9 protein-coding genes are annotated in these 17,540 nt (G+C 44.5%); 7 read left to right on the forward strand and 2 right to left on the reverse strand.

All coding sequences use genetic code 11. The annotated features are described in order from the left end of the window. Positions 1 to 498 precede the first annotated feature (498 nt). The 5 genes from ACESZG_RS12050 (at position 499) to ACESZG_RS12070 (ending at position 7,977) form a co-directional block, all read left to right on the forward strand. Positions 499 to 2,556 (forward strand): UvrD-helicase domain-containing protein, encoded by a 2,058-nt coding sequence (locus ACESZG_RS12050; protein WP_195277897.1) that lies wholly within the window; start codon positions 499 to 501, stop codon positions 2,554 to 2,556. Between the two features lie 320 nt (positions 2,557 to 2,876). After that, positions 2,877 to 4,022, forward strand: a complete 1,146-nt coding sequence (locus tag ACESZG_RS12055; RefSeq protein ID WP_195277898.1) for a hypothetical protein — start codon at positions 2,877 to 2,879, stop codon at positions 4,020 to 4,022. A gap of 171 nt (positions 4,023 to 4,193) precedes the next feature. Next, positions 4,194 to 5,006: a class I SAM-dependent methyltransferase gene (locus ACESZG_RS12060; RefSeq protein ID WP_055052582.1), complete on the forward strand. Its 813-nt coding sequence runs from the start codon at positions 4,194 to 4,196 to the stop codon at positions 5,004 to 5,006. 117 nt (positions 5,007 to 5,123) lie between these two features. After that, a complete protein-coding gene (gene hslO, locus ACESZG_RS12065) occupies positions 5,124 to 6,002 on the forward strand; it encodes an Hsp33 family molecular chaperone HslO (protein ID WP_117676321.1) in 879 nt (292 codons plus the stop codon). 58 nt (positions 6,003 to 6,060) lie between these two features. Continuing rightward, entirely contained in the window at positions 6,061 to 7,977 is a 1,917-nt protein-coding gene (locus ACESZG_RS12070) for an NAD(+) synthase (protein ID WP_349054809.1), read from the forward strand. Positions 7,978 to 8,038: 61 nt separating this feature from the next. Here the strand turns inward: ACESZG_RS12070 and ACESZG_RS12075 are convergent, their stop codons facing one another. After that, complete coding sequence (locus ACESZG_RS12075) at positions 8,039 to 8,476, reverse strand: hypothetical protein (RefSeq protein ID WP_008706640.1); 438 nt, start codon at positions 8,474 to 8,476, stop codon at positions 8,039 to 8,041. Between the two features lie 103 nt (positions 8,477 to 8,579). Between ACESZG_RS12075 and addB the strand changes: the two genes are divergently transcribed. After that, entirely contained in the window at positions 8,580 to 11,954 is a 3,375-nt protein-coding gene (gene addB / locus ACESZG_RS12080; protein ID WP_173705555.1) for a helicase-exonuclease AddAB subunit AddB, read from the forward strand. Between the two features lies 1 nt (position 11,955). Beyond that, positions 11,956 to 15,765, forward strand: coding sequence for a helicase-exonuclease AddAB subunit AddA (gene addA / locus ACESZG_RS12085; RefSeq protein ID WP_373218404.1), 3,810 nt, complete (start codon positions 11,956 to 11,958; stop codon positions 15,763 to 15,765). A gap of 54 nt (positions 15,766 to 15,819) precedes the next feature. Here the strand turns inward: addA and ACESZG_RS12090 are convergent, their stop codons facing one another. After that, on the reverse strand, positions 15,820 to 17,223 hold the full coding sequence (locus tag ACESZG_RS12090) for an RsmF rRNA methyltransferase first C-terminal domain-containing protein (RefSeq protein ID WP_373218406.1): 1,404 nt from the start codon (positions 17,221 to 17,223) through the stop codon (positions 15,820 to 15,822). Positions 17,224 to 17,540: the final 317 nt, after the last annotated feature.

Below are 17,540 nucleotides of genomic sequence, written 5' to 3' on the forward strand. Positions count from 1 at the left end.
ATTTGTGAAAGAGAATATATCCGGCAGATATAGGATCCACAGATACTGGATGAGGGATTTTTATTATTGTTTACTGCAGCTTCTTATGGATGCATAGAAACAGATGAATCGAGATATACCGTGCAAATTTACGTCTTTTCTGTAAGAGGGTAATATGTTATAATTAAAAACCAATCTACGGAAATTGATATATTTTGTTACTGTTCACTGGTAATATCCCGCGAGGTGTTTTTTGTGAGCGAAGGTCACAGAAAACCCGAGACATACCGCGCGAATTTATGCGATTAGCATAAATTAAGTTTGCGAAGCAAACGATACTCCTTGGGCATTGCACAAGGAGGTTCATATTTCCTGCATCGCGAAGCGTGTTGCTGGGAACGGAGTGAACAGTAACTATATTTTATCATCATAATAACAAGAGAAAATGATAACAATAATAAGGAGTATTGTAACTGTGAAGTTACTGAACAGTTGCAAATATCAGAGGATATCAACAATATGACAGATAAGAAAAATGGCAGAGAATATCTGGGCTATGTGCTGGAAAAATTAAAAGAACGTATCACAGAAATCAGCCTTTCTCTGGTGGAAGGCCAGAAAGAGATTGAGGGAATGCATGAGTATTACTGGGAAAATTATACAGAGATGGACCAGTATGGTTATGAGAATTATGATAATCAGCAGGCATTGTTCCGCCAGATTTCCGCAAATGAAGAGCAGCTGATTCTAAAACAGAGATTTCGCAGAATGGCAGATTCTCCATTCTTCGGAAGAGTGGATTTCATTTACGAAGGAGAGGACGAACCGGAGATCTTTTATATTGGAATTGGAAATTTCGCAGAGAAAGCAGGGCATATTCCATTAGTATACGATTGGCGTGCTCCGGTAAGCGGTCTGTTTTATGACTATGACAAAGGACCAGCTTCTTATGAGGCTCCCATGGGCGAGATTCATGGTGAGGTTGCTTCGAAATGGCAGTATAAGATCCGCAACGGAAAAATGATCTACGAATTTGAGAGTGATGTGAAGATCGATGATGAGATCCTGAAAGCAGAGCTGGGAAGTAACGGTGAGGTACAGCTTAAGAACATTATCCGTACCATTCAAAAGGAGCAGAATGCCATTATCCGAAATACCAAAGACAGGATCATGGTGATCCAGGGTGCAGCAGGAAGCGGGAAAACTTCCGTGGCGCTTCACAGGATCGCCTATCTTCTCTACCATGACAGACAGAATCTGAAGTCTTCCAATATTCTGATCCTGTCACCAAATGGAGTGTTTTCCGATTATATCTCCCATATCCTTCCTGAACTGGGAGAAGAGAATATTAAGGAAATGAGCTTTGATCTTTTTGCCTATAAGCAGCTTCGGGATACAGTTTCTGACTGCGAAGACCGCTATGATGAAATTGAACGCAGAATCCGTTTTCCGCAGAAAGCTTCTTTGGCAGAGGAGAAACAGTCCATGGAATTTATAAATCTTATGGAACGCTATCTGGTGGAACTGGAAGACCGGCTGATGAATTTTAAAGATGTGGAATATAAGGGATTTGTAAAGAAAGAATCAGAGATTATTGAATTGTTTTATTTCAAATTCCAGGATTTTCCACTGCTCTCAAGGATGGATGCAGTTGCAGATTATTTCATTGACGAGGTGGAAACTCTGCGGGAACGTGATCTGGCAGATGATGAGAAAGACCTGATCCGTGAGAAATTCATGAAGCTGTATGTGACCGGAGATCTTTATGTGATCTACAGTCAGTTCCTGAAAGAAAATGGATACAAAGGACTTCCGCGTGTTTCTTATGAGAAAAGAAAGCTGAAATATGAGGATGTTTATCCTGTTCTTTACCTGAAATATCGTTTGCAGAGCCAGCAGGGAAGAAGCAATATCAAGCATCTGGTGGTAGATGAGATGCAGGATTACTCAAGGCTTCAGTATGAAATTCTGCAGAGGATTTTCTCCTGCAGAATGACGATCCTGGGTGACCGGGCACAGACTATGGATGATAAACAGCAGGATGTGCTGAAATTTCTGCCGAAAATTTTCGGGAGGGATATCCACAAGATCATTATGAATAAGAGTTACCGTAACACCATAGAGATTGCGTCTTATGCAAATCAGCTTGCGGGTATTGAAGATATGGAACTCTTTGAACGTCATGGTGCTCCGGTGGAGGAGAAAATATTTGCAGATATGAGCCATGCTGCGGAAGAGATTGCAGAAACTCTGAAACTCGGCGAAGAAGAATATGAAACAGCAGCGGTTGTCCTGCGTACAGAGAAAGAAGCAGAACATATGTGGCTTCTTCTGAAAGAAATTCTGGGAGAAAAAGGATTTGATATAAAAGAACGTCTGTCTTATCTGGACAGAAACAGCACAAGCTTTAAGAAAGGTCTTACAGTTACGACATTCTATCTGGCAAAAGGTCTGGAATTTGATCAGGTATTTGCAGTATTTCCGCAGAAAGATCAGAGCCCGCTTGTGCGTCAGGCGAGATATATCGCTGCAACAAGAGCCCTTCATGAACTGCATATGTATGAAGTGGAAAAATAAAAAAGTAATCGTTACTGTTCACTCCGTTCACAGTAACAAGTAATCTCTCAGTTACAGAGAAAAAAAGATAAATGGTATGATGAAGCAGAAAAATGGCGTTATGACAGACTATGCAAATCGCAGAAGGCTGAGAAATCGACATTGACATCTATGTAATGAAATTGTAAAATATATAATGTTAGGGGCAAAATATCTTTTGACCCTGATATCATATTTTATAAAGTACGGAACAGTTATAATAATATCAGAGAGAGGTTTCCTCTCCTGACCTGATATCAAATATTACCTGAAGACTATATATCTATTCTAAGGAGGATATTATGAAAAATAAAAGAGTACTAATGTTATTGGCCTTAACAACTGTATTATCTGTTTCCATGACTGCATGCTTTGGAGGCGGCAGTGACGAGGATTCAAGTGTGGTACAGGTAACTCCTACACCGGAGCCAACCAAAGCAGCGAAAGCAACTCCTACCCCTGCACCAGCCAATGCCCAGAATACTACCTATACATCTAAGAACAAAGCAGTATCCATTAAACTTCCGGATGCGACATGGGCGAATAAATCAGATTCTGACGATATGTTAAGCTTCGAGTCACCGAAACAGGGCAAACTCCTGATCCTGCATGGTTCTGGTGAGGAGGATATGTCTGTGGCGATCATTCCAAGTTCACAGGATACAGCCTCTGCACTTGTAAAGGCAGATAATCTTGTAGAAGGTACAGATTTTGAGATCCAGGATTATAAATCAGAGGAAGTCAGCGGTGTAAATGTTTACAGCTATACAGTTCATTACCTCACTGATAAGAGTGACTATAAATATGTTGTAAATAAATATTTCACAGATAATACAACAGAATTTTACAGTGTTGCAGGTTCTGTAAAGGATGAGAAAGCACTGGCAGGAATCAAGACTTCTGTTGATTCATTCACTATTTCCGGTGATTCTGTACTGAAAGCAGCAGCAACAGGAAAAACTTCAGAAACTACAGCAGGTACAACTGCGGACGGCACTTCAGGAACTACAGGAACAGCGGCTGCAGGTACAGACCAAACAGCATCCGGCAGTTCATCAGATGGAAGTTCTTCAGCAGGTACAGACGGTTCTTACAGTGATACTTCATCGGGCGGTTCATCAGATTACAGTTCTTCAGACTATACTTCTGATGGCAGCAGCGACGGATCTTATGATTATGACGATGGTTCCTCCAATGGATATTATGCAGACGGAACACCTGTAGGAACAGATGATCCGGACTATGATACAGATCAGACAAGAACTATTTACAGAAACTCCGACGGATATCCGCTTGTAATTTATCCGAACGGTGACGGTACATGGTGTGATGATGACGGAAATACCTATGATTTTGCTAATGGTGAGGACGTTTATGATGAGAACGGTGTTGACTATTACTATCATGGAGAACCGGCGTATGTCCGCTATATGCCTAAGAATCAGTAACAGAAAAGTTGAAAAGGACGGCTGCTGTAAAAAACAGTCGTCCTTTTTTGCGCTGACAGAGACCAACCTGTTATTTACATAAGAACGGATGTTGTGGTAGAATAGCAGGGAAAATATGTGTTGCTGTGAACGGAGTGAACAGTAAAACAGGTAGATAATGAGGGCTGATGAATGGAATCATATGGAAGATTTGCCGGTGTTTATGATGTTTTCATGGATAATGTAAACTATCGTGAATGGGCAGACTATATTATAGAAACACTGGCTCAGGACGGGATCAGGGATGGTCTGGTTCTGGAGCTGGGATGTGGAACAGGTACTGTGACAGAGATGCTTGCAGATGCCGGATATGATATGATCGGTATCGATAATTCTGAGGAGATGCTTGCAGAGGCTATGGAGAAGCGGGCAGAATCCGGTCATGATATTCTGTATCTTTTGCAGGATATGCAGGATTTTGAGTTATATGGTACGGTTCGCGCTGTGATCAGTGTCTGTGACAGTATGAATTATCTGACGGACGAAGAAGATCTGGAGTATCTTTTTGCGCTGGTAAATAATTATCTGGATCCGGGCGGACTGTTCATTTTTGATATGAATACGATCCATAAATACCGGGATGTGATCGGTGATACGACTATTGCTGAGGACAGAGAGGACGGAAGCTTTATCTGGGAGAACAGTTATGACAGGGAAAATGCCCTGAATGTATATGAACTGGCACTTTTTCTTCCAAGAGAAGACGGATTGTATGAGAAGTGTGAGGAGGAACATGTACAGAAAGCATATTCCATAGAAGCAATCAAGGCTATGATTGTGAAAGCAGGAATGGAACTGGTGGCAGTCTGTGATGCATATACTCATAATCCGGGTGATGAGAATTGTGAACGTCTGACTTTTGTTGCAAGAGAGCATGGAAAAAGTGCACAGAACGGATATCATGGAAGGATTCCGGAGAAACCTGAGACACATCGTGCGGATTGATGCGATTATAGCAAGCCTCTTAATTAATGCATTATTTACGGGAATTGCTATTGATTTGATGTTAAGCCATGAACAAAATGAAAATAATATGAAAGAAATAACAGGAGTAATAAACGAATGAACGATTATATTATCAGAGCAATTGCAGCGAATGATCAGATTCGTGCATTTGCGGCAGTTACTACAGAAACAGTAGAAACAGCGAGACAGGATCACAATACAAGCCCGGTTGCAACAGCGGCACTGGGACGTCTGCTTACAGCAGGTGCCATGATGGGTACCATGATGAAGGGGGATAAGGACATCCTCACACTTCAGATTAAGGCAGGAGGTCCTCTGGAAGGAATTACTGTGACAGCAGATTCCAAAGGTCGTGTAAAGGGATATGTGGGAAATCCTGATGTATGTATCCCGGCAAACAGCAAGGGTAAACTGGATGTTGCAGGTGCTGTCGGTATAGGATTTATGAATGTGATCAAGGATATGGGATTGAAAGAGCCTTATGTTGGACAGGTTGCGCTTCAGACCAGTGAGATCGCAGAAGACCTTACCTATTATTTTGCCACAAGTGAACAGGTACCGTCAGCAGTTGGTCTCGGAGTTCTTATGAATAAAGACAATACAGTACGTCAGGCTGGCGGATTTATCGTGCAGCTGATGCCGTTTGCAGAAGAAAGCACAATTGCTAAGCTTGAGGAAAATGTACAGAAAATCACATCTGTCACAAATCTTCTGGAAGAGGGACATACTCCTGAGAGTCTGCTTGAGAAAGTCCTGGAGGGCTTTGACATGGAGATCAATGAGAAAGTTCCTACGGAATTTTACTGTAACTGCAGCAGAGAAAGAGTGGAGAAAGCCCTGATCAGCATCGGAAGAAAAGAACTCAATGAAATGATCCAGGAAGGTAAGTCCATCGAGATGAACTGCCATTTCTGTAATAAGAATTATGAATTTACAGTGGAAGAACTGAAAGAAATCCTGCGTAAATGTAAATAAGAGATGCAAATGTACTGACAGATAGATCTGCCGGAGCACAGGGAAGAAGAGGTAGAAAATGAAAAACGGTTATATCAAAACAGCGGCCGCAACACCTTATATCACAGTTGCAGACTGCAATGCCAATGGAAATGAGATTATCAGACTGATCCATGAGATGGAAAAAGAACATGTGAAGGTTATGGTTTTTCCGGAGCTTTGTATCACAGGCTATACCTGTCAGGACCTTTTCCTGCAGAGACGTCTTCTCGACAGCGCCTGGGAAACTTTGCTGAAGATCACAAAGGAAACTGCTGATGTGGATGCCCTTGTTTTTATAGGTGTGCCTTTCAGAAATCATGGAAAATTATATAATGCGGCAGCGGTTTTAAACAGAGGCGAGATCATTGGGCTGGTTCCGAAAACTTATCTTCCAAACTATGGAGAGTTTTATGAGCAGCGCCATTTTGCATCAGGTCTTGGATGTCTGGAATATGTGGATATTGAGGGAAAGAGAGTTCCTTTCGGAACAGACATTCTTTTTATCTGTGAGGAGGAGCCGGAGCTTGTGGCAGCAGCAGAGATCTGTGAGGATTTATGGGTGACACTGCCGCCAAGCGTTCTCCATGCACAGGCAGGAGCGAATCTGATCGTGAATCTGTCAGCCAGCAATGAGATGGTCGGAAAGGACAGCTACCGCAGAGATCTTGTTTCCGGACAGTCTGCACGTCTGGTGTGCGGATATGTATATGCAAATGCAGGAGAAGGTGAGTCCACACAGGATCTGGTCTTTGGCGGTCAGAATATGATCGCAGAGAATGGAGTGATCCTTGCAGAAGGAAAACGTTTCCACAATGGTATTGTATACAGTGAGATTGATGTGCAGAGGCTGAACGATGAGAGAAGAAGACTGACTACTTATCAGCCGGCTGACGACAGTGACCATATTAAAGTGAGCTTCCATCTGAATGTGGAAGAGACAAAACTGACCAGAAAATATTCGCAGTATCCTTTTGTACCTTCACGAAAAGAAGAAAGGGATATGCGTTGTGATGAAATCCTGAATATCCAGGCAATGGGACTTAAGAAACGTATGGATCATATCCATTGCCATAAGGCAACAGTGGGACTTTCCGGAGGTCTGGATTCCACACTGGCACTGCTTGTGATCGCAAGAGCCTTTGACCTTTCCGGTGCGGACAGAAAGGATATCCACTGTATTACCATGCCATGCTTTGGAACCACAGACAGAACTTATCAGAATGCCTGCAAATTAAGTCAGTGTCTGGGTGCGACTTTAAGTGAGATCAATATCAAAGAAGCAGTAAATGTACATTTCAGGGATATTGCTCATGATCCGTCTGTGCATGATGTGACTTATGAGAACAGCCAGGCAAGAGAGAGAACGCAGATCCTGATGGACAGTGCAAATCAGGATGGCTCGATTCTGGTGGGAACAGGAGATCTGTCTGAACTGGCTCTGGGATGGGCAACCTACAATGGTGACCATATGTCCATGTACGGCGTGAATGCTTCAGTGCCGAAAACTCTGGTGCGTCATCTTGTACGTTATTATGCGGATACCTGCAAAGATGAGAAGCTGACAGAGGTTCTTCTTGATATTCTGGATACACCGGTAAGTCCGGAGCTTCTGCCGCCTAAGGATGGCAAGATCGCACAGAAGACAGAAGATCTGGTGGGACCTTATGAACTTCACGATTTCTATCTGTACTATATGCTTCGTGCAGGATTTGAACCGGAGAAAATTTACAGGCTGGCATGTGAGACTTTTGAAGGAATGTATGATAAGGAGACAATCTTCAAATGGCTGAAAACCTTCTATTGGAGATTTTTTGCACAGCAGTTTAAACGTTCCTGTCTTCCGGATGGCCCGAAGGTGGGAAGCGTTGCGGTTTCACCGAGAGGTGATCTGAGAATGCCAAGTGATGCAAGTGTAGGAGTATGGCTGGAGCAGCTTGAAAATATGGATATTTAGAATCGCATAGCGGAGTGGATGATTCTATCCGCGTGATTTTGCATGGTGAAGCGGAGAACGATCAGTTGTTCTCCGCTTTTTTCAGTGCTGTTTCAATTGCATTCAAAAGAATCATGGAGGTATATTTCTGATCTTCGGAATATTGGATATTTTCCAGCGACTGGGAGGTATAGATCTGGCTGGCCAGTGATTCCAGAGCCGGTTCCATGAGAGGAAACATGGCTGCGGTGCTTTCGCTTAAATTTACCAGACGGATGGAAGTTACCCTGTCAGAGTCAACGGTTACTTCCAGGTCAAAGGTGTTTTCATTCAGGTCGATGGAGGAAGTATAAATTCCCGGTTTGTACAGGCTTTTGGCATCGGCTGAGGCACTTTTTTTCTGACCGGGTCCAAACATGAAAAAAAGTACAATAGCCAGGATGACAGCAAGAAGGAGAAAGATGCCGGTGTATATAACTTCCTTCATATGTAGGACTATGATTTTTGTTTTTGCACTCATGGTACACGCCTCCTGGATGGTTTTGTATATTCTATTACAGAAGTGCTTAAATTATGATATACTGAAACAACGAATGTGAGTAACCGACAGTAAGGAGAGAAGAATGTCATTACAGTTTATTATCGGCAGTTCCGGTGCCGGAAAGTCTTATTTTGCATATGAGAGAGTAATCCGGGAGTCCATGGAACATCCGGAGAGAAATTACTATATTATTGTTCCGGAGCAGTTTACCATGCAGACACAGAAGACGCTGGTGGAAATGCATCCGGGAAAAGGAATCCTGAATATTGACATCCTGAGCTTTGAACGTCTTGCGTACCGTGTATTTGAAGAAACCGGCGGAGATAACAGAAAGGTTCTGGAAGATACGGGAAAAAGCATGGTGCTGCAGAAAATGGTGCAGCAGCACAGAAAGGAACTTGCCTATCTGGGAAGTCAGATGAATAAGCCGGGATATCTGGATGAGGTGAAGTCTCTGGTTTCAGAATTTATGCAGTATGATATCAGAGAAGAGAATCTGGCAGAAATGAAAGAGAAGGCCAAAGATCAGCCATTACTTGAAATGAAGCTTAAGGATGTGGGAATCCTTTATCAGTCATTCAGGGAATTCCTGAAGGGGCATTATATGACAGGGGAAGAGGTGATGGATGTCCTGCTTAAACAGCTTCCTTTTTCCGAGAAACTTAAGGGAGCGGAATTTCTCTTTGATGGATTTACCGGATTCACGCCAATTCAGGTCAATGTGCTCAGGGAACTTCTGGTCATTGCTGACCGCATAAGTGTTACTGTGACTATGGACGAACGGGAGGATGCTTTTTCTCCGGGAAAACCTTATCAGCTTTTCTTTATGAGCAAGCAGATGATACGGACACTTGCAGGGCTGACCAGAGATCTGGAGGATCCAGTGTATCTGAAACCATCCGGACAGTCCCGGTTTGCACAGGCACCTGCCTTACAGTTTCTGGAGAAAAATATCTTCCGCTACAGAAAGGGCGTGTATGCCGAAGAACAGCAGGAGATAAAAATATTTACTGCGCCATCCCCCCTGGAAGAAATGCGGGAGGCTGCCAGAAGGATGTCAGAACTTGTGCGTACCTGCGGATACCGCTATGGTGAGATTGCAGTGATCACAGGAAATCTGGAAGAATATGCAAGACTTGCAGCACAGGTATTTGAGGAGGCAGATATTCCATATTTTATTGACGAGAAGCACTCGGTAATGATGAATCCTTTTGTGGAGTATCTGCGCGCTGCCATGGAGATGGCGGTACAGGGATTTCCTTATGAGAGTGTTTTCCGTTATCTCAGATGCGGGATGTCAGAAGTTACCAGAGAACAGGCTGATAAGCTGGAGAATTACGTGCTGGCGCTGGGAATCCGGGGATATAAGAAATGGTCTGAAAAATGGGTTCGTGTATACAGAGGAATGGAAGCGGAGAAGATACAGGAACTGAATGAGATCAGAGAAATCTTTGCGGAAGAAGTAAGGGAACTTGCACAGGGATTTGGTTCCGGGAAGAAGACAGTGGAAGAGTACTGCCGGATTCTCTGTGAGTTTATCCAAAAAAGCAATGTCTGGCAGAAACTGAAACGACAGGAGCGAAAGTTTAAAGAGTCAGGCGATAAAGCAATGGAAAAAGAATATAACCAGATTTATGGAATTGTGATGGACCTGCTGGATAAGATGGTTGAGATTCTTGGCGAAGAAACGGTAAACAGACAGGAGTTCCGACAGCTTCTGGAATCAGGACTTTCTCAGGCAAAAGTAGCGCTGATTCCGCCGAGCATAGATCAGGTAATGGTGGGTGATATGGAACGATCCCGCTTAAAGGAGATTAAGGCGTTGTTCTTTGTTGGCGTGAATGAGGGAAATATCCCAAAGAGCACACAGACAGGCGGAATCTTATCAGAGCTTGACAGGGATTTCTTCCAGGAGCAGGGAGTGGAACTGGCACCGGGGCCTAAAGAACTGATGAATATGCAGAGGTTTTATCTGTATCTGAATATGACGAAACCGGGAGAAAAGCTGATCCTCTCCTATAGTGATACCAATGCAAAAGGAGAAGGCATAAGTCCGGCATATCTGATCGGGAGTATACGCAGTCTGTATCCGAAGCTGGAAATTGAGGGTGGAGCCGGGGTCAGACCCCATAAAAATTCTATAAACAATTATTGTTATCCGGAAAATCCGGAAGCTGGGATTGATCTGTTTCTGGAGAAGTTGGTACAGGAGACAGAGAAAGAACATGAGGATATTCTGGAGCAGGCAGATGAGACGGATGCAATGTTTGGAGAGCTTTATAGCTGGTATCTGCGGAATACGGAATACAGAAGCAGAGTACAGAAGCTGGTACAGTCGGCTTTTGCCGGAAAACCAGAGGACATTATCAGCCAGAGTGTGGCGAAGGCATTATACGGAGAGGTTTCACCTTACAGTGCTACCAGACTGGAACGTTTTGCAGCCTGTGCATTTGCACATTTCCTTCAGTATGGAATGAAGCTTACCGAGCGTGTGGAATATGAGTTTAAACCTATGGATATGGGAAATGTTATGCATGAAGCACTGGAAAGCTTTGCAGAAGAAGTGCGAAAAAGAGGCATGAAATGGACAGAGCTGACAGAACAGGAACGGAATGAGATTGCGGACCGGTGTCTGGATAATATTGTGGCAGATTATGGAAACACGGTGCTCAAAAGCAGTGCCAGAAATGAATATATGATCGAGAGAACAAGGAGAATCCTCAGAAGGACGGTATGGGCACTTCAGAAACAGCTGGAACAGGGAGAATTTCAGCCAGAAGGCTTTGAGGTAACCTTCGGGGGAGGACGGATTGACAGAGTAGATATTATGGAAGATCAGAATAAGGTGTATGTGAAGGTGATTGATTATAAAACCGGAAATACATCCTTTGACCTGGTTTATCTGTATCATGGCCTGCAGTTACAGCTGATGATCTATCTGGATGGTGCTCTGCGTGTAGAGCAGAAGAAATATCCGGATAAGGAGATTATTCCTGCGGGAGTTTTTTATTACAATATCAAGGATCCTATGATCCAGGAGAAGATAGATGCGGATGTGGAAGCAGTCAGTGCAGGTCTTATGAAAGAACTGAAGATGAATGGGCTGGTTCAGGCAGATCCGGAGCTTGTGTACAGGATGGACAGCAGTCTTGGCTCCATTCCTGTCGCATTTAATAAGGACGGAAGCTTTCGCAAAAATTCTTCTGTGGCAGACAGAACACAGTTCGCAGTGCTTGGACGGTATGTAAGGACGAAGATTGAGAAGATAAGAAGTTCTATTCTGGAGGGAGATGCAGAGGTTTCTCCCTATGAGCTCGGAAAAAAGAATGCGTGTACTTATTGTCCGTATATGACGGTATGCGGATTTGACCGCAGGCTGTCAGGATATGAATTCCGCAGACTGAAAAACTTCTCTGATGAGGAATTATGGAAAGCATTTGACAGGGAGGCAGAATAAGATGGGCGTACAGTGGACAAAGGAGCAGCAGGAGGTTATACGGCTGCGGGACAGAAATATTCTGGTCAGTGCGGCAGCCGGGTCCGGAAAAACGGCAGTACTGGTAGAACGTATCCTGAGTAAGATAACAGATAAAGAACACCCTGTGGATATTGATAGACTGCTGATCATGACATTTACAAGAGCGGCAGCAGGTGAAATGAAAGAGAGGATCTCGGCAGCTATTGAAAAAGCACTCTGTGAGGATCCCGATAATGAGCATCTGCAGAGACAGACAACCCTGCTTCATACTGCACAGATTACAACTATTGATGGTTTCTGTGCCTATATTATCCGGAATTACTTTCATCTGATCGGACTGGATCCGGGATATCGGACGGCAGATGAGGGGGAACTGAAGCTTCTGCGAGGAGATGTTGTGAAAGCACTGCTTGAAGAATATTATGCCAAAAAAGATGAAAAGTTTCAGAAATTCGTGGAATGCTTTGCAACAGGAAAGTCAGATGAAAATCTGGGAAACCTGATACAGAAATTATATGAAATGGCTATGAGCAATCCTTTTCCGCAGGAATGGCTGTCCGGGTGTATGGATGATTACAGGATTGATTCCCTGGAAGAGTTAAGAGAGACTGAGTGGATGAGGATGCTCTGGGATGCAGTGAAGGATGAACTGCAGGAAGCGAAGCTTCTGGTGCAGGAGGCTCGAAGAATCTGCTCAGAGCCGGATGGTCCGTATCTGTATGATGAGGCACTGAGCAGTGATCTGCTTCTTATAAGAAGTCTGCAGGAACTGGCAGAGAAAAGAGATTATAATACAACTGCAGAAATACTTATGAAACCCTCATTTGCCCGGCTGAGCACAAAGAAGGCTGCGGATGTAGATGAACAGAAGAAGCAGAGAGTGAAAGATCTCCGGGATGAGGAAAAGGGGATTCTGAAGGAACTGGGGCAGCGATATTTCCAGAGTGCAGAGAAAGAACTTCTGGAAGTGATCAGATATATCAGAGGCCCAATAGAGATGTTAGTTGAGTTGACGGCACGATTTAAAAAACAGTTCGGAGAGGCGAAGAGAGAAAAGAATATTCTGGATTTTACGGATATGGAACATTTTGCCCTGCAGATACTGATGACGAAAGAAGGGGAAGAAATCCATATGTCTCAGGCTGCGAGAGAGCTCTCCGCAAAGTATGATGAAGTCCTGGTGGATGAATATCAGGACAGTAACTTAGTGCAGGAGCTTCTGACAACAGCAGTATCCGGGTGGATCAACCAGAAGAAAAATATCTTCATGGTAGGAGATGTAAAGCAGAGTATCTATCGTTTCCGTCTGGCAAGGCCGGAGCTTTTCATGGAAAAATATAAAAGTTATTCCACAGAAGAAGCACAGGAGCAGAGAATTGACCTGCACAAAAATTTCCGGAGCAGGGAACAGGTTCTGGAGAGTGTAAACTTTATTTTCCGACAGATCATGGGGGAAGACCTGGGAGGGATTACCTATGACAAAGATGCAGCCCTTTATCCCGGAGCTTCTTTTCCGGAAGGAGAGTCAGAGGAATTTGTAAAGACAGAGGTTCTTCTGGTCGAGAGAGACGGAGAAGAACTGTCTGATGTACATGACTATGAAGACGCAGGTGCATCGGGAAACCGCAGGGAAATGGAAAATCAGACCGGGCAGGAACTGGAGGCGCTGGCCATTGCACAGAGAATTAAAGAAATTGTGGGAAAAGAACAGATCGTAGATAAGGAGAAGAAGGAATACCGGTCTGTGGAATACGGGGATATTGTAATCCTGCTGCGCACTGCCTATGGATGGGCAGAAACATTCAGGGAAGTGCTGGCATCTCAGGGGATTCCCGTATATTGTACATCAAGAACCGGATATTTCTCTGCAACCGAGATTGTGACTGTATTGAATTATCTGAAGGTGTGTGACAATCCGCTGCAGGATATTCCGCTTATGGGAGTGCTTCGTTCACCGATCGTCGGATGCACTTCACAGGAACTGGCAGAGCTTAGAATACAGTATCCTGATGGTCTGCTCTATGAGAGTGTTTCGGCATATGCAGGAGAAAATGAAATCCTCGAAAAAGAACTGGATCCGGATAAGGTGAAATCTGAATTGTTAAACAGTAATCTGCGAACAGATGAAAAGAACTCTCTGAATATTAAATTAAGAGGATTTCTGAGTCTCCTTGAAAAGGTAAGAAATATGGCTGCATATACGCCGGTCCACGAATTGATCCTTTATGTGCTGAAAGAAACCGGGTATGGAGATTATGCAAGGGCACTTCCGGGAGGGGAGCAGCGTTTTGCAAATCTTACCATGCTTGTGGAGAAAGCTATGGACTACGAGAAGACAAGCTACAGGGGTCTGTTTAACTTTGTTCGTTATATCGAACAGCTACAGGCATATCAGGTAGACTATGGAGAAGTCAATCTGACAGGAGCGGGCAATACCGCAGTGGAGATCATGACGATCCACAAGAGTAAGGGACTTGAATTTCCGGTAGTATTTGTGGCCGGTATGGGAAAACAGTTTAATTTTCAGGATATGAATGCAGGTCTTTTGCTTCATCCGGAACTGGGAATAGGGGCTGATGCTATCATACCGGAGAAACGGGTGATCGCATCTTCGCTGAATAAGCAGGTGATCAGAAGACAGCTTCTGAAAGAGAGTCTGGGAGAGGAACTGAGGGTACTTTACGTTGCCATGACAAGAGCAAAAGAGAAACTGATCCTTACAGGAACAGTCGGAAAGCTGGAAAAGCAGATGCTGTCGCTGTCGCGTTTTCTGGATGAGGAAGAAGAACTGCTCCCACTGGGAACCAGAATGAAAGCAAAGAATTACTGGGCTTTTGTACTGCCTGCACTGGTGCGGCATCGGGCCATGAGTGAACTTCTGTGGGAATATGGAATCCTCATGAAGAAACAGCCGGGGATTTACGATGATATCTCTGAGTTTGTGATAAAAAAGATCACTGTCCGTCAGATGACAGAAAAAGCAGTTCTCATCCAGGCAGGAAACCAGATGCAGGAGGAATATCTGAAGAACTGGGATGAAAATAAAGTGTATGATGAGGCTGTGAAGGAAGAGATAGAGAAGAGATTTTCCTTTGTATATCCGTATAAATATCTGGAAGATATTCCGGTTAAAGTCAGTGTTTCGGATCTGAAAAAGAGAAGCTGGCATGATGAAAGTGAACTGGAAGAGAATATCAGTGTGTCTGCCGAAGAGCAGGAGGAAGAACAGGAAGCGCCGGTTCCCGCATTTATGGCAGAGAAGCAGGAAGAGTATAAGGGGGCTGCCAGAGGTACTGCTTATCACAGAGTAATGGAATGTCTGGATTATGCAGAAGCAGATACAGAGGAACAGCTTCGGGCTCAGTTAAAGAGACTTCTGGAGAGCCGGAAGATGACAGAGCAGGAAGCAGAATGTATCCGGATCCGGGATATCAGGAGGTTTGTGGAGTCCGGGCTGGGGCAGAGGATGAAGAAGGCTGCCATGAAAAAACATCTTTACAGAGAACAGCCTTTTGTGATTCAGAGAAGTGCTTCTATGCTCGATGATGGGTGGAAGAACGAAACAGTGCTGGTGCAGGGAATTATCGATGCCTATTTTATGGAAGGGGATGAGATTGTTCTTGTGGACTATAAAACGGATAGAGTGAAGAGAGGACAGGAACAGAAGCTGATCGATCTGTATCATGTGCAGCTTGAGGATTATGCCCGGGCATTGGAGCGGATGACGGGGAAAAGAGTGAAGGAAAAGATCATTTATTCGTTTACATTGCACAAAGAGATATTGCTGTGAGCGGAATAAAAATTATTATTGTGAATTCAAATATCCGGCAGGGATAAGCGCGTGTTATACGCGCCACCCTGCCGGATATTTGTTTTTCAGGATCTGGTTGACCAGTTTACCGAAGCCAATGGGATATCCATCTGCACAGAGGAGATGCCAGCCTTTTTTGTGAGCTGCTTCTTCGGGTTCGATATTTAAGGTTTCGCCCTTTAAATATCTGGTGATCCTTTCGTCAGAAGCGGAGAGAGAGATGACTGCTTCTGCTTCATCTTTGCGGATCGCCAGTGCAAGTGGCTGAGACGGCTCGAAGCGGTTTTTCTTCAGGTCACCGAGATAGAGACCGTTTCTTAAGAAGGTGATGCCGCGGAAGTTGTGGGCAACCGGGGGAAGATAGTAGGCTTTATCACCGCGGATTTCCACACGTTCCCAGTCAAATGGCTGGCCGCAGAGGGTTTTCAGACCGATTTCGTTCAGAAATTCCTCAATCAGTGGAAATGCGTTTTTGTCCGGTTTTGTGTGAGGACGGGAGCTTTCCTTGATTGCCTGTCCTTTTTTACGGAAGAGCGCAAGGAAGTGTCCCTCTCCGTTCATTTTGTGTGGGAAAATCCGGATGCATTTGATCAGCTCCGGATTTTTGTTTCCCCATTCAGGAACTCCATGGGAGAAGCCTTCATAATCTTCCATTTCTGCCAGTTCCATGTCAGGACGGTTTTCCAGAAGATGGGAAACAGTTTGTTCGTCTTCTGCAGGCGCGAATGTGCAGGTAGAGTAAAGCATCAGTCCGCCGGGACGGAGCATATCGGCTGCCTGGAGGATAAGCTCTTTCTGGATTTCGGAAAGCTCCAGGGATTTTTCGGGAGTCCAGTCTTTGGCAAGGGCTTCTTCCTTACGGAACATTCCTTCTCCGGAGCATGGAGCATCCAGGATGATCTTGTCGAAGAATTCGGGGAATGCTTTGGTTAACTTTGCAGGTGTTTCGTTTGCTACGAAGACATTTGGGATGCCGAAGAGTTCCAGGTTGCGAAGGAGGGCTCTGGCGCGGGAAGTGCTGATATCGTTTGCTACCAGAAGTCCCTGTCCCTGAAGTGCTGCGCCTGCTGCAGTTGCCTTGCCGCCCGGGGCTGCGCAGAGGTCCAGGACTCTGTCACCCGGCTCGATGGGGATGCGGGAGGCGGGGGTCATGGCGCTGGGTTCCTGAAGGTAGTAGAGGCCGGCCTGGTAGTATGGGCATCTGGAAGGACGGATGTCTTCATCGTAGAAGTAGCCGTTTTTGATCCATGGGATCTGACGGGTTGGAAATGGAGACAGGTTTTCGAAGTCTTCGCAGGTGATCTTGGAGGTGTTTATGCGCAGGCCGTAGGTTCGGGGGGCGCTGAAGCTGGAGAGGAAGGCGGGGTATTCGTTGCCGAGCATTTCTTTCATTCGGGTGAGGAATGCGGGGTGGAGTTGTGTTGTATTTTCGTTCATAATGGGTTGGTTTCCTTTGCTGTAGTTTTTGATTGGTGGGTGGGGACGCGCAGGAAAATATATCTGTCTGAGTGCGGTTTCGGCATCTAAGATCTTCTAAGCCGGTAAAAATCTGCTAAAAGCATGGAGAAAAATGCAAAACTCGCTCCGCTGCAGGCTTCGCTCAGACAGGTTGCGATTTTTCTCCATAACGCAGATTTCTACCGGCTAAGAAGATCTAAGATGCCTGCAAATGCACTCAGACAGATATATTTTCCTGCGCTGTTTACTGAAAATAACTGTAGTATAACGTGAGGTTTATGGAATATTAAGTTTAT

The sequence above is a fragment of the Blautia sp. Marseille-P2398 genome (assembly GCF_964240315.1).
Classification (GTDB): Bacteria; Bacillota; Clostridia; order Lachnospirales; family Lachnospiraceae; genus Blautia_A; species Blautia_A wexlerae.